This is a genomic window from Mesorhizobium sp. WSM4871, from assembly GCF_055811295.1.
In genome coordinates, this window is sequence record NZ_JBVVPU010000010.1 from 274,468 (window position 1) to 293,595 (window position 19,128).

At 63.7% G+C, this 19,128-nt stretch carries 10 protein-coding genes; 6 read left to right on the plus strand and 4 right to left on the minus strand.

Annotated elements, in window-relative coordinates; all coding sequences use genetic code 11:
• Positions 1-25 precede the first annotated feature (25 nt).
• From AC0L2H_RS21945 to AC0L2H_RS21965, 5 genes are all read left to right on the plus strand, one after another.
• On the plus strand, positions 26-8,605 hold the full coding sequence (locus AC0L2H_RS21945) for a glycoside hydrolase family 94 protein (RefSeq protein ID WP_473592167.1): 8,580 nt from the start codon (positions 26-28) through the stop codon (positions 8,603-8,605).
• 355 nt (positions 8,606-8,960) lie between these two features.
• Positions 8,961-10,733: a glucan ABC transporter ATP-binding protein/ permease gene (locus tag AC0L2H_RS21950; RefSeq protein ID WP_473592168.1), complete on the plus strand. Its 1,773-nt coding sequence runs from the start codon at positions 8,961-8,963 to the stop codon at positions 10,731-10,733.
• 100 nt (positions 10,734-10,833) lie between these two features.
• A complete protein-coding gene (locus tag AC0L2H_RS21955; RefSeq protein WP_473592169.1) occupies positions 10,834-11,595 on the plus strand; it encodes a heme ABC transporter permease in 762 nt (253 codons plus the stop codon).
• Positions 11,596-11,787: 192 nt separating this feature from the next.
• On the plus strand, positions 11,788-12,510 hold the full coding sequence (locus tag AC0L2H_RS21960; RefSeq protein WP_473592170.1) for an outer membrane protein: 723 nt from the start codon (positions 11,788-11,790) through the stop codon (positions 12,508-12,510).
• A 46-nt stretch (positions 12,511-12,556) separates the two neighbouring features.
• Positions 12,557-14,188 carry a tetratricopeptide repeat-containing sulfotransferase family protein gene (locus AC0L2H_RS21965; protein WP_473592171.1) on the plus strand — a complete coding sequence of 544 codons (1,632 nt, stop codon included), beginning with the start codon at positions 12,557-12,559 and terminating at the stop codon, positions 14,186-14,188.
• Between the two features lie 34 nt (positions 14,189-14,222).
• Here AC0L2H_RS21965 and AC0L2H_RS21970 read toward each other — a convergent pair whose 3' ends face one another.
• On the minus strand, positions 14,223-15,281 hold the full coding sequence (locus AC0L2H_RS21970; RefSeq protein WP_473592172.1) for a D-TA family PLP-dependent enzyme: 1,059 nt from the start codon (positions 15,279-15,281) through the stop codon (positions 14,223-14,225).
• A 140-nt stretch (positions 15,282-15,421) separates the two neighbouring features.
• Between AC0L2H_RS21970 and AC0L2H_RS21975 the strand changes: the two genes are divergently transcribed.
• The gene (locus tag AC0L2H_RS21975; protein WP_473592173.1) at positions 15,422-16,108 is read left to right on the plus strand and encodes a D-lyxose/D-mannose family sugar isomerase; all 687 of its coding nucleotides are present in this window, start codon (positions 15,422-15,424) and stop codon (positions 16,106-16,108) included.
• 123 nt (positions 16,109-16,231) lie between these two features.
• On the opposite strand, the gene AC0L2H_RS21980 is transcribed toward AC0L2H_RS21975, so the two are convergent.
• Genes AC0L2H_RS21980 through AC0L2H_RS21990 form a run of 3 tightly spaced genes read right to left on the minus strand, consistent with a single transcriptional unit; the run spans position 16,232 to position 18,977 of the window.
• Positions 16,232-17,011, minus strand: a complete 780-nt coding sequence (locus AC0L2H_RS21980; RefSeq protein ID WP_473592174.1) for an N-formylglutamate amidohydrolase — start codon at positions 17,009-17,011, stop codon at positions 16,232-16,234.
• Entirely contained in the window at positions 17,011-18,333 is a 1,323-nt protein-coding gene (locus AC0L2H_RS21985; protein WP_473592175.1) for a glutamine synthetase family protein, read from the minus strand. The genes AC0L2H_RS21980 and AC0L2H_RS21985 overlap by 1 nt, the downstream gene beginning before the upstream one ends.
• A complete protein-coding gene (locus AC0L2H_RS21990) occupies positions 18,330-18,977 on the minus strand; it encodes a cysteine hydrolase family protein (RefSeq protein WP_473592176.1) in 648 nt (215 codons plus the stop codon). Before AC0L2H_RS21990 ends, AC0L2H_RS21985 begins: the two co-directional genes overlap by 4 nt.
• Positions 18,978-19,128: the final 151 nt, after the last annotated feature.

Consider the following 19,128-nt stretch of genomic DNA (forward strand, 5'->3'; position numbering starts at 1 on the left):
TGCGTCCCCCCATGCGGAATTTTCAATGAATATCCAGACAAATCCCACCCAGATGGAAAAGACGAGCGCGAGCTTCCCGGCCATCACGGAAGAGCCGATACGCTCCAATTTCCTGCCGGAAGATCGCCTGCGCGCGCTGGGCGCGAGCCTCGCCAAGGGCGACATCGAGGATTTGTTCGGCCTGACCCCGTTCGACTTTCAGGCGCGCATCCGCGACAGCGCCAAGAAGATCCTCGAAGTCTACCGCTCGACCAACGCCGCGCAGGCGAGGGGCGACACCATCACGCCGGCCGCGCAATGGCTGCTCGACAACAACTATCTGGTCGAGGAAACCATCTTCCAGGTCAAGCGCGACCTGCCGCGCCGTTTCTACCGGCAGTTGCCGACCTTGAAGCTGGCCGATGGCGCCAGCGTGCCTCGTGCGCTGGCGTTGGCCTGGACCTATGTCGCGCATTCCGACAGTTCCGTCTCGGCGAGCATGTTCAAGGCGATCGTCGAAGGCTTCCAGTCGGTCGAACCGCTGAAGATCGGCGAACTCTGGGCGCTGCCATCTCTGCTGCGCTTCGTCCTGATCGAAAATCTTCGCCGGATCGCGGTCAGGGTCAATCGCACAAGGCAGATGCGCCAGATCGCCAACGAGGTCGCCGACCGCGTGCTGGCGACCGACGGTAGCGCCGACCGTCAGGCCATCCTGTCCAATTACGTCGCCCATGCGCAGGACACCACCTTTGCCACCCAGTTGCTCTACCGTCTGCGCGACGGATCGCAGAACGCCGGCAGGGCGCTGGAATGGCTGGAAGGCGAGCTTGAAAAGACCGGCTCCGACGCCGAGGAAATCATCATCGGCGAGCATCGCACGCTGTCCGGCGGCAATGTGACCACCGGCAACATCATCCGCGGTCTCAGGCTGATCAACGACATCGACTGGACGGTGTGGTTCGAAGGCGTGAGCCGCATCGACACGCTCCTGCGCGAGCGCACCGATTTCGCCGCGCTCGACTTCTTCTCGCGCGACCAGTACCGGACCACGATCGAGGAGCTGGCGCGCCGCTCCGATCTTTCCGAATTCCGCGTCGCCGAAAAGGCCATCGAACTCGCCGGCCATGTCTCGGTCGTCGATGCCTCGGGCGTCGACGTCGCCGATCCCGGCGTTCACACCGACGTCGGCTTCTTTCTCGTCGGCCCGCGCCGGCTGGAGCTGGAAAAGGCCATCGGCTATCGGCCGACCGTCAGCGTCGCGGTCAAACGGGCGTTCCGCAAGACCGGTTGGCTGGGCATCGTCGTGCCGGTGTTCGCGCTGACGGTCCTGCTTCTGGTCCTCTCAGGCAATGCGCTTGCCAATCTCGGACTGTCCGCGCCCTCGATCGTCTTGATGCTGGCGCTGTTTGCCGTGCCGGCCAGCGAAGGCGCGCTCGCCTTCTTCAACACCGTCGTATCGTTGTTCCTGAAGCCGACGCGTCTCATCGGCTACGATTACAGGCACGGTCTGCCGCCCGAGGCACGCACGCTTGTGGTGGTGCCGTCGCTGATCGGCTCGCGCGACGATGTCGAGGAAAATATCCGAAACATCGAAGTGCATCATCTCGCCAACACCGGCGACGAGATCTATTTCGCGCTGCTTTCGGACTGGCCGGACTCCAAGACCGAAATCGACACGGCGGATATCGAAATCCTGCAATATGCGCGTGACGAGATCGCGCGGCTGAACGCCCGCTATCCCAGCGAAGGCGCGCCGCGCTTTTATGTCCTGCACCGCCGGCGGCTCTACAATGAATCGCAGGGTGTCTGGATGGGTTGGGAGCGCAAGCGCGGCAAGCTGCACGAACTGGACCTTCTGCTGCGCGGTGACAGTGACACCACCTTTCTGCCGCTGGATGTGCCGTTGCCGGAACACGTCGTCCATGTGATGACGCTGGACGCCGACACGCGCACCACCCGCGATGCCGTCGCCACTTTGGCCGGCAAGCTTTGCCATCCGCTCAACCGTCCGCATTTCGATGCAACAAAACGCGTCGTCACCGCCGGCTACACCATCCTGCAGCCGCGCATCACCGCTTCGCTGACCAGTGGCGACGACGCCTCCTTCTTCCAGCGGGTGTTTTCGGCCAATCGCGGCCTCGATCCTTACGTCTTTGCCGTGTCGGATCTCTATCAGGATGTTTTCGGCGACGGCTCCTTCACCGGCAAGGGCCTCTATCATGTCGATGCCTTCGAGGCGGCGCTGAAGGGCCGCATCGAGGAAAACACCATCCTCAGCCATGATCTGCTCGAGGGCGCTCTGGCGCGCTCGGCGCTGATCACCGACGTCGAGCTGGTCGAGGACTATCCCACCCGCTATTCGGTCGACGCCTCGCGCCACCATCGCTGGGCCCGCGGCGACTGGCAGCTTCTGGGCTTCATCCTCGATCCGCGCTCCGGCGTCCCGGCGCTGTCGCGCTGGAAGATGGTCGACAATCTGCGCCGCTCGCTGACACCGATCTTCTGGGTGATGGCCGCGATCGCCGGCTGGACCTTGCTGCCGTTCACGCAAGCCGCACAGTGGCAGGCGCTGCTGATCCTCACGCTGTTCATGGCGCCTACCTTCGACATCGTCAATTCGATCCTGCCGAAAAGCGGTGACCAGACACCGCGCGGGCATTTCTCGGCAGTCATGCGAGACGTGGTCTTCGGCACCGCCCTGGTGGCGCTGAAGATCGTGCTGATGGCGCACAATGCCTGGATGATGGGCGACGCCATCATCCGCACGCTGTACCGCCTGTTCGTCAGCCGGCAGAACCTGCTCGAATGGCGCACCGCCTCGCAGGCGCACAAGAATGGCGACAACGATCTCAGCTCCTACTATGGCATGATGTATGGCGCCGTGATCATCGGCGTCGTCGGCCTCGCCATACCGGTGCTGGCCGATTCCACCGGCGCCTTCGTCGCCTTCTTCTTCGCCCTGTTCTGGATCGGCTCGCCGGCTGTCGCCTGCTGGGTCAGCCGCTCGGCCGAAACCGAGGACCGGCTGCGCATATCGGCGGACGACATCCATGCCCTGCGTACCGTCGCGCGGCGCACATGGCATTATTTCGAGACCTTCGTGACGGCCGAGCACCACAATCTGCCGCCCGACAACTTCCAGGAGAGCCCGGCGCCGGTCGTGGCGCCGCGCACCTCGCCGACCAATATCGGCGTCTATCTTTTGTCCGTCGTTTCGGCGCGTGATTTCGGCTGGATCAGCCTGTCCGACGCCATCACCCGTATCGACGCGACCATGACCACCATCGAGAGCATGCCGCGCGACCGTGGCCATCTCTTCAACTGGTATGACACGACGACGTTGAAGCCGCTCTATCCGCTCTATATCTCCGCCGTCGACAGCGGCAATCTCGCCGGCCATCTGGTGGCGGTGGCCGCAGCCTGCGCCGAATGGGCGGAAGCGCCGTCCGTCCATCTTCAGGGCGATTTCGAGGGCATCCTCGATACGGTGACGATCCTCGACGAAACCCTCGAGGAACTGCCTGACGACCGCCGTCAGTTGCGGCCGTTGCGCCAGCGCCTCGCCGATCGCCTCGATGGCATGCGGCGGGCGGTCCTGTCGATCAAGGCGCAGCCCGAGATGGCGTCGATCCGTACCATCAACCTGGCTGTTTTGGCGGGTGAGATCCGCAAGCTCGCCGTGGCCATCCACACCGAGGCAGCATCGACGCGCAGCGACGCTATCGCCGACTGGGCGGCCAGGCTGGAGGCAACCTGCGAGGCGCATGTGCATGACGCCCACAGCGACGACAATGCCGTCGAGGCCCTGCGTGCCAAGCTCCTGGCGCTGCGCGAGCGTACGCGCCGCTTCGCCTTCGAGATGGATTTCTCCTTCCTGATGCGGCAGGAGCGCAAGCTGCTCTCGATCGGCTACCGGGTCGAGGAGCATCAGCTCGACGAAAGCTGCTACGACCTTCTCGCCTCCGAGGCGCGGCTGACCAGCCTGTTCGCCATCGCCAAGGGCGACCTGCCGACCGAACACTGGTTCCGGCTCGGCCGGCCGATCGTCGAGATCGGTTTCCAGGGCGCGCTTATGTCCTGGTCAGGCTCGATGTTCGAGTATCTGATGCCGCCGCTGGTGATGAAGGAGCCGCAAGGCTCGATCCTCAATCAGACCAGCAAGTTGATCATCAAGCGGCAGATCCAGTATGCTCGCTCGAAGAACGTGCCCTGGGGCATTTCGGAAGCGGCCTACAACGCCCGTGACCGCGAGCTGACCTATCAATACACGAATTTCGGCGTGCCCGGGCTCGGCCTGAAGCGCGGCCTTGGCCAAAACACTGTGATCGCGCCTTACGCGACGATTCTTGCGGCGCAGTTCACGCCACGCGAATCCGTGCAGAATCTGGCCAGGCTAAAGTCCATTGGCGCGCTGGGTCGGCACGGCTACTACGATGCGGTCGATTTCACGCCGCAGCGCGTGCCTGAAGGCACCGACCACGCCGTCGTGCTGAACTACATGGCCCACCACTCCGGCATGTCGATCGCCGCCGTTGCCGACGCCATCTTCGAAGGGCGCCTGCGCGACCGCTTCCACTCGGATCCGGTGATCGAATCGGCCGAGTTGCTGCTGCAGGAAAGGGCGCCGCGCGACATCCCGACCGCGACCGTCAGGACAGAGGCCGACGAGCGCTCGAAGGACGAAACCGAAGTCGAGAGCCCGGATACGCGCATCGTGCTCGATCCGCTCAGGGCGCTGCGTTCGACCAGCGTCATGTCCAATGGCCGTTATTCGGTCATGGTCACCGCCACCGGCTCGGGCTACAGCCGCTGGGGCGAGCTTGCCGTCACGCGCTGGCAGCCGGATCCGACCGAGGATCGGCTTGGCTCCTATATCTTCCTGCGCGACACCGGCACCGGCGACTGGTGGTCGGCAACCGCCGAGCCGAAGCGCGCGACGGATGAACGCGTGCAGACGCTGTTCTCCGACGACAAGGCGAGCTTCGTCAAATCTGTCGGATCGCTGCGCTCGGAGGTCGAATGCATCGTCATTTCCGAGGGCAATGGCGAAGGCCGGCGGGTGACGCTCCACAACGACGGCGCCACCGACCGGTACATCGAGGTGACCTCGTTTGCCGAACTGGTGCTGGGATCCGAGGCATCGGACTACGCACATCCGGCCTTCTCGAAGATGTTCGTGGAAACCGAAATCGCCGCCAACAAGGGTGCGGTCTTCGCGACACGGCGCAAACGCGAAACCAGCGAGCCTGATGTCACCATGGTGCATTTCGTCACCGATCCGTCTGGACCGGCACGCGACGCCGAGGCGGAGACCGACCGGCGCGCCTTCATCGGCCGCGGCCGCACCATCACCGAGGCGGCCGCCTTCGATCCAGGCGCCAAGCTCGGCGGCCATTCCGGCTTCACGCTGGACCCGATCGCCTCACTGCGCCGACAGGTGCGCGTGCCTGCCAACAAGAAGATCTCGCTGACCTTCTGGACTATCGTCGGCGCCAAACGGGCCGAACTCGACGAAGCCATTGCGCGCCTCGACCATCCGGAAAGCTTCGCCCGCCAGGCGATGCTCGCCTGGACCCGCAGCCAGGTGCAGACCCGCCACCTCGGCCTCAGCCTGACCGACGCCGCCAATGTGCAGAAGCTGGCGCGCTATCTGGTCTATCCCGATCCGTTCCTGCGCCTTCCCGCGGAATCCATCGCCTCCGGGCTCGGCAAGCAATCCAACCTGTGGCCGACCAGCATATCCGGCGATTTTCCGATCTTCCTGGTCAGGATCGGCGATGTCGCCGATCTGGAGATCGTCGCCCAGGCGCTCCGCTTCCAGGAATATATGCGCGCCCGCGGCATGATGATCGATTTCGTCGTCGTCAACGAACAGGCCTCGTCCTACGTGCAGGACCTGCAGCGGGCTGTCGAGACATTGTGCGAAAACAGCCGCTTGCGCGGCAAGGAGCTGGGACCGCGCCAGCATATCTTCGCGGTGCGTCGCGACCTGATGGACGAAGCGACCTACAAGACGCTGCTCGCGGCAGCGCGCATCGTGCTGCATACGCGCAACGGCACCATCTTCGACCAGATCGAGCGCGCCGAGGCTGCCGCACTTCAGGCGCGCGATGTCTTGCAGGCGGGTGGCGCCATGGCGCCTCGCGAGACGTCCTTGCCAGCGCCGGTCAGCGCCCAGTCATTGGCGGCCCAGTCCTTGATCGAAAGCAGCGCCGATGGCAGCGGGCTGAGTCTCTGGAATGGTTTTGGCGGCTTTGACGGCGACGGACGCCACTACGTCACGCGTCTTGCCGGCCGGCGCGCGACGCCGCAGCCCTGGATCAATGTCGTCTCCAACGCATCGTTCGGCTTCCATGTTTCGGCTGAGGGCGCCGCCTTTACCTGGAGCCGCAACAGTCGTGACTATCAGCTCACGCCATGGTCGAACGACCCGGTAACGAACCGGCCGGGTGAGGGCATCTATATTCACGATCATGCCAGCGGCAAGGCGTTCTCACCGCTCGCCGCCGTGGTGCGCGATCCCGCCATGACCTACGAGACATGGCACGGGCAGGGTTTTTCGACCTTCCGTTCGAAGCGTGGGCCGCTGTCGATGGACCTTACCCATGTGGTGGACCCGGTCGATCCGGTGAAGATCTCGAGGCTGCGCATCCAGAATTCGGGTTCGGTGCCGGCGCGGCTGCGCGTCTATGCCTATGCGGAATGGGTTCTTGGCAGTCATCGTTCGCGCACGGCGGCGACCATCGTTCCGTCCAGGGATGCCGCCACCGGCGCATTGCTGGCGCAAAACCCCTACGGGCTCGACTTCAGCGAGCGGGTCGCCTTCCTGGCCGCCGACGGCGCGGCACAGTCGGTGACGGCCGACCGCACGGAGTTCCTGGGCAGGCACGGCAGCAGCGAGTTTCCGCATGCGGTGCTGACTGGCGCCGCCCTGTCGGGTCGGATCGAGGCCGGCGACGATCCGTGCGCTGCAATCGCGCGCGACGTCGACATCCCTGCCGGCGGCGACGTGACGCTGATCTGGCTGCTCGGCGATGCGGCCTCCGCCGAGGAGGCCAGCGCCCTGGTGGAGCGTCATCGCGGCCAGGATTTCGATCAGCGGCTGGCCGACAACGAGCGCGTTTGGCGAGGCTTTCTCGACACCATACAGGTCGAGACGCCGGACAAGGCGCTCGACGCCATGGTCAATCACTGGTTGCCCTACCAGAGCCTTGCCTGCCGCATCCGCGCCCGCTCGGCTTTCTACCAGGCGAGCGGCGCCTTCGGCTTCCGCGACCAATTGCAGGACACGCTGGCGCTGCTGGCCCATGACCCGAAACTGGCGCGCGACCAGATCCTCAATGCGGCGCGGCGGCAATTCCCCGAAGGCGACGTGCAGCACTGGTGGCTGCCGCGCACCGAGGCAGGCGTGCGCACCATGATCTCCGACGACGTGGTCTGGCTCGCCCATGCCACGGCGCGCTATCTGCTGGTGACCGGCGACAGCGCAATCCTCGGCGAGCAATTGCCCTTCATCGACGGACAGGCGCTCGGCGAAGGCGAGCACGACGCCTTCTTTACCCCCGAAATTTCGAAGAAGACCGCTTCGCTTTATGACCATTGTGCGCGAGCGCTTGATCTTGCCGTCCAGCGCAGCAGCCCGGCCGGGCTGCCGCTGATCCTCGGCGGCGACTGGAACGACGGCATGAACCGCGTCGGCGAGCACGGCAAGGGCGAGAGCGTCTGGCTGGGCTGGTTCCTGCTGAAGACGCTGGGCGACTTTGCCCCCGTCGCCAAGGCGCAAGGCGATGCCAAGCGCGCACAGGCCTGGGCCAAGCATGCCGATGCGCTGAAGCGGGCATTGGAAAGCACGGCCTGGGACGGGGAATGGTATCGTCGCGGCAGCTTCGACGACGGCACGCCGCTCGGGTCTCGCAATTCCGAGGAATGCAAGATCGACTCGATCGCGCAGTCATGGAGCGTGCTGTCGGGCGAGGGTGATCCGGCGCGCTCGACGACCGCGATGCAGCAGGCGATGAAGATGCTCGTCGACGACGAGCTCAAGATCGTCAAGTTGTTCACGCCGCCCTTCTCCCGGACGGAGAAGGACCCGGGCTACATCAAGAGCTATCCGCCGGGTGTCCGTGAGAACGGCGGCCAGTACACTCATGCGGCCACTTGGTTTGTCATCGCGCTCGCTGAAATGGGGCGCACCGATGATGCCTACCGCTGCTTCTCGATGCTCAATCCGGTCAACCACGCGCTTGATGAGGCCTCTGCCGAGCATTATCGCGTCGAGCCCTACGTCGTGGCGGCGGACGTTTACGCCGGTGAGGGCAAGGGCGGCCGCGGCGGCTGGACCTGGTATACCGGTTCGGCCGGCTGGCTTTATCGAGCCGCGGTCGAAGGCATCCTTGGCATAGAGCGGCGCGGCAAGCAGATCACGTTCCGGCCGAAGCTGCCCAGCCATTGGGACGGCTACTCGGCAACGCTGAAGATGCTGGGTGCCGAAGTCAAAGTTCGGGTCGTCCGCGACAAAAAGGCCAAATCCATCTCGCTCGAAGTCAACGGAACCAAGACGAAGTCTTCTGCCTTCGAGCCGAAAGCCGGCGAGAAGACCGAGGTGGTCGTCAAGATGCCCGCGTAAAATCAATGGCTTGAAGTAATCGTCGCGTGTCTTCCGGGACACGCGACAAGCCATTGCGTTTATTTGCGTGGGCCCTTGGCGATGTGCCGTGGAAGCCTGTCAGCGCCGGGTACCCAAACTTCCGCTGATTAAAATAGTGGCAGTGCCCGGCTGCTGCCATGATTTTGCCGCAAGGCTGACATTTCACCTTTTATCTCAAACCGTTAGGTGATCACGGCAGATTTCGCAACGTCGCCATCTTTTGTTCGCGAAACGGGAACTGAAGATGTACACGGGCATTGTTTTGCGACCCGTTAACCGGTACGTGTCAAGAAATGGTGCAGTGCACAATGAAAGTTTTGGCGGAGTAGCTGAAGTGTCCCTTCTGCAAATCTACTGGAGAGCCCTCGGGTATCTCGCGGCCGACAAGAAACGCGTGTCGTTGATCTGCGGCGCCAACGTGGCTCTCGCCATCATCGCGATCCTCGAGCCAATCATGTTCGGACGGGTGATCGACGCCATCTCGGATCGCGGCTCGGTGTTTTCGACGCTCGCGCTGTGGGCTGGCCTTGGCGCCTTCAACATCATTGCGTTCGTGCTGGTGGCGCGCGGTGCCGACCGCTTTGCCCATGCCCGGCGTAGCGAGGTCCTTTGCGAGTCTTTTGAACGCGTGATCACCATGCCGCTTGCCTGGCACCATCAGCGCGGCACGTCGAATTCGCTGCACACCTTGTTGCGCGCTGTCGAAACGCTGTTCAGCCTCTGGCTCGAATTCATGCGGCAGCACCTGTCCACCGCGGTCGCCCTGGTCCTGCTCGTGCCCACGGCGCTGAGCATGGATATCCGCATGTCGATGGTCCTGCTTGGGCTCGGCGTGCTTTACGTCGGCATCGGCCGGCTGGTGATGCGGCGCACCAAGGCAGGCCAGGCAGCCGTCGAGCGGCATTACCACAAGGTCTTCGCGCATGTGACCGACTCGGTCAACAATGTCGCCGTGCTGCAGAGCTATAACCGCATCGGCCACGAAACCGACGCGCTGAAGCGCTATGTCAAGAACCTGCTCGATGCCCAGAACCCGGTGCTCGACTGGTGGGCGCTGGCCAATGCGCTGCACCGCCTGTCGTCGACCATCTCGATGATGGTCGTGCTGCTGATCGGCGCTTATCTGGTGACGCACGGCCAGTTGCGCATTGGCGACGTCATTGCCTTTACCGGCTTTGCCACCCTGCTGATCGCCCGTCTCGACCAGATGTCGGCTTTCGCCAACCAGATTTCCGAAGCGAGGGCGAAGCTGGAAGAGTTCTACCGGCTGGAGGATTCGGCCGCCGATGCGGCCGAACCGGAAGGCTTGCGCGAACTGGGCAGCGTCACCGGCCATGTGCGCTTCGAGAATGTCGGCTTCGAGTTCGCGAATTCCGGACAGGGCGTCGACGACGTGTCGTTCGAGGTCCAGGCCGGCCAGACCGTCGCCATCGTTGGTCCGACCGGCGCGGGCAAGACCACGCTCATCAACCTTCTGCAGCGCGTGTTCACCCCGGCCAGCGGCCGCATCCTAATCGATGGCATCGACATCCGTTCGGTGACCCGCAAGTCGCTGCGCCACTCGATCGCCACCGTGTTCCAGGATGCCGGTCTGCTCAACCGCTCGATCGAGGACAACATCCGCGTTGGCCGGGCCGATGCGACCTATGACGAGGTCCATGCTGCCGCCTACGCTGCCGCCGCGCAGGATTTCATTCTGTCGAAGAGCGAGGGCTACGACACGCTTGTCGGCGAACGTGGCGGCCAGCTTTCGGGCGGCGAGCGTCAGCGTATCGCCATTGCCCGCGCCGTGCTGAAGGACGCGCCCATTCTGGTGCTCGACGAGGCGACCAGCGCGCTCGATGTCGAGACGGAAGACCGCGTCAAGGAGGCGATCGACGAACTTCGTCGTGACCGCACCACCTTCATTATCGCCCACCGCCTGACCACCGTTCGCGACGCCGATCTGGTCGTGTTCATGGACAAGGGCAAGGTGGTCGAAATGGGCGGCTTCGCCGAACTGTCGATGCGCAACGGCCGCTTTGCCAGCTTGCTGCGCGCCGGTGGCCTGCTCAACGACGAGGAGGTTCGCCGCCTCAGCCGCACCGTGACGGGCGAAGCCGCCTGAGCGTGCACGGCTGTCCCTTCTCCCGCAAGGGGAGAAGGAACGACTGGCTGCGACCACCATTCGATTGCCGCAAGCGCCCTGCCGGTCTATGTAAGGCCGCATGAGCGACACGACTTCACGCCTTGCCGGCTGGATGGATCTGGCCAACCCGACGCGCTTCGTCGGACTGGCCGACAGGCTCGTGCCGTGGCTGGCGACTGCTGCCGCACTGCTGCTTGCGTTGGGACTCTACATGAGCTTCACGGCGCCGGAGGATTTCCAGCAGGGCATCACCGTGCGCATCATGTATATCCACGTGCCTTTCGCCTGGCTGGCCATGATGTGCTACACGCTGATGGCGTTCTCCGCGCTTGGCACGCTGGTGTGGCGCCATCCGCTGGCCGACGTCGCGCTGAAGTCCGCCGCACCAATCGGCGCCGTCTTTACGGCGCTTGCCCTGATCACCGGTTCGATCTGGGGCAAGCCGATGTGGGGCACCTGGTGGGTGTGGGACGCGCGCCTGACCTCGGTCTTCGTTCTGTTCCTGATGTATCTCGGCATCATCGCGCTGACCCGGGCGCTCGACGACGCAAGCCGAGCCGCCTGGGCCGCCGCTATCATCACCCTGGTCGGCTTCATCAACATCCCGATCATCAAATTCTCGGTCGACTGGTGGAACACGCTGCACCAGCCGGCTTCGGTGTTCCGCATGGGCGGCTCGACCATCGACCCGTCCATGCTGAGGCCGCTGCTGGTGATGGCGCTCGGTTTCACCGTGCTGTTCTTCGCGCTGCATCTGACGGCGATGCGCACGGAAATCCGCCGTCGCCGCGTCATTTCAATGCGTCGCGTCGCGGCCCGACAGGCCGACAAGCGCCACTAGAGGGCGCCTGACTTGGCCGTCATTTCACTCTAATTCGTCAATTCGTCCGACAACCACGTATCTGCCGTCAACATTATCTGCGACCGGCCGGCCGAGCAGGCATGTTGCAATGTTGCAACAGAGATTTCGAGAAGGTCGATCCCCGTCTCGTTTTCACTGTTGACAGCTAAGCTTTGCACAGGAAGTGATGCATTGTGTTTGCCTGTTGATTTGCCGTGGGGGATTTTTTCGATGAAAGTGCGTTTGCTTGCCGGTGTCTCCGTAATGGCCTTGACGCTTGGCTGGAACTCAGCCAATGCCGCAGACGCTGCGGCGGTCGAAGTTCCGGCGGCTCAGAATCTCTGGTACGTCACGCTGTTTGGTGGCGCCAGCTTCCCCAGTGACGTGAAAACGCATTCCGACTATTACAACCAAGACTTTTCGATGGACTTCGACACCGGCTTCGTGGTCGGCGGCGCGGTCGGTATGCGGATCAACGATATGTTCCGCGTCGAAGGCGAACTGTCTTATGCACGCTACAAGGCGAATACATATGACGAGGGTATCTTTCACGGATACCCGGCTGACGGCGATTTGTCCGCTACCTATCTGCTCGCCAACGTCTGGGCCGACGTTGCTCAGTTTGGAGATGCCAAGATCTACGTCGGCGGCGGCATCGGCGCCGCCTATGTGACAGCCGACACGACTTGGGGTGGTCATGAGTATGGATACGGATCTGGTGGGTGGGGTTTTGCCGGCCAGGCGGGAGCCGGCGTCACCTACGCGCTGGCGCAGAATATCGACCTCGATTTCGGCTACAGGTTCAAGGCCGTCTCCGCCGTCGACTTCGATTCTTCCCGCGATAGCGCTGCTGAATTCTCGAACGGCAAGTTGAATTCCCACAATTTGCAGCTTGGCGTCACATTCAAATTCTGATTGGTTCACGCTGATTGCCGTGATGTCCGGCGATTGGAGGTGAAGGATGCCGCTCTTGCCACGCCGGCAGCCTGTCGGCCTACCGGCCATGGTCCAGGACTTCCTTCCGGCCGCCGGCGAGTCGGCGCCGGAGACGTTGCAGCGCGGTATCGACCTGCAGCGCCGCAAGCGCTTTCGCGAAGCCGAATTCTGCTACCAGACCGTGCTTCGCCGGCAGCCAAAAAATGCCATGGCGCTCAACCTTATGGGCACGCTGGCAATCGAGGCCCAACAAATTGAGACCGCCATCGACTTTATGAAGAGCGCGGTCAAGCTTGAACCGGGCAACGCCATTTTCCGAAACAATCTCGGCAACGCCTACAACCTGACCGGCGACATTGAGCTGGCGCGCAAGCACCTGAGAAAAGCGATCGAGTTCGACGGCCGGCTTGTCGAGGCCTTGTGCAATCTCGGCAAATCCTACCGGAGCCAACTCGAGGGGGACGTCGCCGAGGGTTTCTATCGCCGCGCGCTGGCGGTCGACAGCCAGTCGCTGAAGGCGCTTGTCGGCATGGGCGACCTGCTCACCGACATGGGACGGCAGGCCGAGGCAGTCGAATGCTTTGGCCGCGCCATCGCCATCGACAAGGCGAATGTCGAGGCGCTGTCCGGGCTGGCGCTCGCACGTCGGGCCGTCAAGGGCGATCCAGTCCTGGCCTTGGTGCAGGCCCGCCTCGAACTGCCGATGACCACCGATCGCGAGCGGGTTTACCTGCATCACGCCGCCGGAAAAATCCTCAACGACCAGCACGAGTATCGCCTGGCCATTCACCATTTCGCCAGGGCCAAGGCAATCTCGGGCAGTGATTTCGACATTGCCCTTCACACGCGGCTCTATGACAGTCTCATCGAGACTTTCGACGCCGCCTTTTTCGAAGCCCGGCCAAAATTCGGCAATCCGTCCGAACGGCCGGTCTTCATCGTCGGCATGCCACGTTCAGGAACGACGCTGACCGAGCAGATATGCGCCAGCCATCACGATATCCATGGCGCCGGCGAATTGCCGATCATCCGTTCATTGGCCGGCGAACTCGGATTCGACCAGCTTGATCCGGCGATTTTCGCTAAGGCCATGGCGGCGCTCACGCCGACGAAGGCGAGGGAACTTGGCTCGAAATATCTCGACCATCTCGACAAGCGTAATGGCAAGGCGGCGCGTGTCGTCGACAAGATGCCGCATAATTTCGAGCTGCTGGCCTTCATCAGCCTCATTTTGCCGAATGCCCGCATCGTCCACTGCCGGCGTGACCCGATGGACAATTGCACGTCCTGTTTCATGCATAATTTCTCCGATGCCCACGGCTACAATGCCGATCTGACCAAGCTTGGGCAGTATTATCGGCAATATGATCGCCTGATGCGCCATTGGGCCAAGGTGGTTCCGCTGGCCATCCACGACATGCCCTACGAAGAAACCGTGGCCGATCTCGGAACCCGGGCTCGTGGATTGATCGGATTTCTCGGCATGGAATGGGACGATGCTTGTCTGCGTTTCCACGAGACCGAGCGCACGGTGCGAACGCCAAGCCGCTGGCAGGTGCGCCAGCCGATCTATTCGTCCTCGGTCGAGCGCTGGAAACTGTATGGCGATGCCCTCGATCCGTTGAGGGCCGCGCTGGGTCCGCTCGTCCAACCCTGAGCCAGACGGTCGTTCGGTCCGAACGACGCCAAGCTCACCCCATCCGACCGCGCGCTGTTACCGGCAGCGTTTCAAGCACCTTGTCGCCGTCGACCAGATGCACCTCGTCGAATAGGTTTGTCACCACACAGCAATGGTCGGGCACGACGCGCACGCGCTCGCCGATGCGAAGTTTTGCCCCGCCCGAAAGCGTGACAGTGCCATGCTCTTCGCTCAGCCCTGTCACCCTGGCGTCGGGAATGCCTAGCAATTCGCCGAAATCGGCAAGGCCCAGCGTGTCGCTGGAGAGCGCCTTGCTGCCGGCGTCGAGGATGGCGCGCGCCGGTGTCGGGTGGCTGACCACCGTCGACAGCACCGTCAGCGCGCAATCGTCGAGGCTGCCGACGCCTTTGGCGACCTGGTAGCGGTCGAGATAGATATACGTGCCCGGCCGGTATTCGGTGACGACGCTGTTCTCGCCCGAGCGCCACATATCCGGCGTGCCGCCGCTGGAGATGCGCTGGCAATCAAGGCCGGAGGCGGCAAGCGCGTCGCGTGCGCCGGCAAGCCAGGTTTCGGCCTCCGCGGCGCGGCCGGCTGCCGGATAGGTCATCAGCCCGCCGAAGACGAGCCCCTTGGCCCTGGCGATCTCTTTGGCCAGCGCCACCGCCTCGCCAGGCGACTGCACCCCGCAGCGGCCCATCCCGGTGTCGCATTCCACCAGCACCTGCAACCGGTGCCCGGGATCGGTGAAGGTGGCGGCAAGCCCGTCGAGCGTCTCCGCGTTGTCCACCGTCACCGACAGAGTGACACGGCCATGCAGCGCCTTGAGCCGTTCCAGCTTGGCGCGGCCAACAATGTTGTAGGGCAAAAAAATGTCGGTCAGCCCGGCATCGGCCATCACCTCCGCTTCGCCGATCTTCTGGCAGGTGATGCCGATCGCGCCCGCGGCGACCTGCTTCTTGGCCCAATAGGGCAGCTTGTGCGTCTTGATGTGCGGCCTGAGCTTCAGCCCATGGCTGTCGGCATGGGCCTGGGCCCGAGCGATGTTGGCTTCGGCGCGGGCGGCGTCGATCAGGATTGCCGGCGTATCGAGGTCGTCTATGCTGCGCATGGATTGTCACCTTGGAATTTTGCCTGGACTTATGGCCTTGATCGATCCGGATGTCATGAGGCCAGCATGGAGTTTACGTCGACACCGGATCGGTGTTCGGCTATGCGCTATGGGCGCCGCCTGAAGAAGGGATCACGACCATGAAACGTTCCACCGTTAACGACATCATCCGCGATGCCGACACCTTCATCCGCTCATTCGGCTACATCATGCCGCCCTTCGCCTATTGGTCGCCGGAAGAGATGAAGGCGCGCCGGCAGGATTCGTCGGCCATCTTCTCATCCCGGCTCGGCTGGGACATCACCGATTACGGCCAGGGCAAGTTCAGCGAACTCGGCCTCTTCCTGTTCACCGTTCGCAACGGCCGCTACGAGGACATGAAGAAGGGCATGGGCATGCTCTATGCCGAGAAGATCATGATCTCGCGCAAGGACCAGTTGTCGCCGATGCACCGCCACAACATCAAGGCCGAAGACATCATCAATCGTGGCGGCGGCAAGTTGGTGCTGGAGCTGTTCATGCACGATCGCGATGGCGGCATCGATCCGAAGGCCGAGGTTTCGGTGCCTGTCGACGGAACCATCCACAGGCTGCCGGCGGGCGGGCTCCTGAAGCTCGACCCGGGCCAGAGCGTCACGCTTCTGCCGGGCGTCTGGCACGCCTTCTGGGCCGAGGGCAAGGATGTGCTGATCGGCGAGGTTTCGACTGTCAACGACGATCTCACCGACAATGTCTTCCGCGAACCGATCGGCCGCTTCGCTGATATCGACGAAGACGTCGCGCCGCTGCACCTCCTGGTGTCCGACTACGAGAAGTGGGTGGGGTAAAGGCGCCGCTTGAGAGGCCGGCCTGCTAATTTCGACCTGCATGGCCTCCCGCCTCTACAGCCTAACGATCGTGCTTGTCGGCCTTGCGGTTGCCGAGCAGCAGTTTGCGCAGGCTGAGATTGCTTACGAAGTTTTCTCCGTTTGCTGCCTGGGCAAGGCGTCGGCCAGGCGGTTCGCCCATGCCTCGATATCCAGGCGGCTCGCCAACAGGTCCTGCCTGATCTCGATGAGCACGGCGGGGATACCGCGATCGTCGCCATGGATCGGCACGGCGTAGTCGGCGTCGCGGCTGATCACGTAGGGCACGTTGGCCGCGACGTTGAGCGTGCCGTCGCGGCGCAGGCCGTCAAGGATTGTTTCACCGAAATCTCGGGCGGCAGCGTAAAGCACGCCGGCATGCCAGGGCCGGGCAATCCCGAGGAAGACCGGCGTGAAGGAGTGGATCGTCGCCATCCGTGTCGGCCTGCCGTCCTTCGCGCGGCGGTCGAGATGCGCGGCCACCCGGTCATGAAACGGGGTGAACATGATTACGGCGCGCCGTTCGCGCTCGGCCGCGTCAAGCCCGACATTGCCGGGAATCTCGGTATCCTCGGACAGCACCGGAATGCTGCCGCTGGTCCCGAGCGGCCGGTTGAGGTCGATCAGCAGCCTCGAATAACCGCTGAGGAACGCCGGCGCGTCGAGCAATGCCGACAGCAGCCGCGTCACCTCGGCGGCGCCGATATCCCAGGCGATATGACGCTGCAGTTGGCTGGCATCGAGCCCAAGCTGGCTATATTCGACCGGCATATGGTTTGACGCGTGCTCGCACAACAACACGATATCGGAGCGCCCGTTCTCGTTGAGCACCTCGACGGCTGCCGGCCAACCTTTCTCAGGTCCGGTTTCAAGCTGGAGAGCCATCAATAAAGCGTCCGGTAGAGATCGCAGACAGCCACGGGATCGAGGCCTGCCAGGCGCTCGCTCTCATGCCGCTTGAGGCCGACGAAAGTCTCGACGAAGACAGGCGCGAACCATCCGGTGACTGTGCTGTCGGCGGTCAGCGCATCGAGTGCGGCCGGCAGCGTTTCCGGCAGTCGCACCAGGCCGAGCTTGGTGCGCTCCGCCTCGCTCATCAGCGTCGGATCGCCGGTCACCAGCGGCGGCGTCGGCAGCTTGGCCTTCAGTCCCTCCAGTCCCGCGCGCACGATGGTCGCCAGCGACAGGTAGGGATTGCCGGTGGCGTCGGCCGCCCGGTATTCGATATTATACTGCTTGGCCGGATCCCGCCCGCCGATCGTCACTGTCGGGCAGATGCGCAGGGACGCCTCGCGGTCGCGGTCGGCAAGCCAGGTATAGGACGAGCTCCAGCTATGCGGCTTCAGCCGGTAGTAGGACGATACGCTCGACGCCGTCATGGCGGTGATCCCGGGCAGATGACGCAGCACCCCGGCACAGAAGGCGCCGGCCCGGCTGGACAGCCCGCCTGGACCCTTCGGATCGTAGGTCGCCGGCTTGCCGGCCTCGTCGACGAAGCTGAAATGAATGTGGACGCCATTGCCGACCGCATCTGGCGCGGCCTTTGGCGTGAAGCTGGCACGCCAGCCGGCGGTGCGCGCCACTTCGCGCGTGATCTCGCGGATGGCAACAGCGCGGTCGGCGGCTGTCAGCGCGTCCGCGGGCTCGTGCGTCACCTCGAATTGGTCACTGCCGAATTCGGCGATCACCACTTCTGGCGCGACGCCTGCTTCCTCCAGCGCCGCCATCAGATTGGGCGCGAACGGATCGGCTCGGCGCAGTGCGGCGAACGACATCGAGTGGCCCGGCGCGAAGCCGGCATCGGCAATGTGGAATTCATGCTCGAAGGCGGCGATGACCGACAGCCCGGTCGCGGCCTTCAGCTCCGCCAGAGCGTCTTTCAGCATGGTGCGCGTGCAGCCGGCCCACGGGCTGCCGTCGAGCTCGACGATGTTGCCGGCGACCATGTCGAAGGGCGTCGCCGATCCTGTCAGCGTCGTGCGGAAGCGCGCGTTGAGATCGGGCAGCAGCCGCACGTCGCCGGACGAGCCCCAGGGGTTGGGATCGACGATGGAATTGAACGGCGTCAGCGACAGATTGGCCTGCAGCCAGCCGACGCCGGTGGCGGCGGTCTTCTGCAGCTTGCTTTCGACCACCGAGCGGCCGCGTGTGATGGCGGAAAGATCGGTGGTGACGATGGCAACGAGCGGTTCGACGGTCGATGTCATGCAGCTTTTCCCAAGGCCTTGAAGCGGGCGACGACTGTGTCGGTATCGGTGACCCAGCAGTATCCGCCGAACGCCTTGAGGGCGATGTCGTGGCGTTCCTGAGTGATGGTCGCGCAGGCGTCCGATACGCAGGTGACGAGATAACCGCGATCGGCGCCGTCGCGAACCGTCATGTCGACGCATTGATCGGTGAGCACGCCGACCACAACGAGGTAGCGAATGCCGAGGTTCTTCAGGAGATAATCGACATTGGTCGAATTGAAGATGCCCGACGACGTCTTCGGCAGCATGATCTCGTCGCCGACCGGGGCCAGCGACGGTATCGGCAGGCCTTCCGGCAGGCTGGGAGCGATATGGATCGGCGTCAGCTTGTGGTCGAGCGAGCGGTCGCGGCCGTCTTCCGTCAGGCTCTGAATGATGGTGTGGAGAACCTCGACGCCGTTGGCGCGGGCTGCCGCCAAAAGGCGTTCCTGGTTGGGAATCGTCTGCGACGATGTCTGCCTGTAGAAATAATGATCGGGACCGCGCTCGGGGTGTCCAGGGTCGGCGCCGGGCTCCAGCCAGACACGTTGCATATCGACCAGCAGCAGCGCGGTTTCGCCGGCGCGGAAGGCCTCGTCTCGTTTGGGCAGTAGCTGGCTCATGCTTTCTGGTCCTGTTTTGCCGATTTGGTTTGGGCCGATTTGGCCTGGCTTGAATTGGCTTGCCTTGATTTGGGCCCGGGGGGGGGGGGGGGGGGGGGGGGGGGGGGGGGGGGGGGGGGGGGGGGGGGGGGGGGGGGGGGGGGGGGGGGGG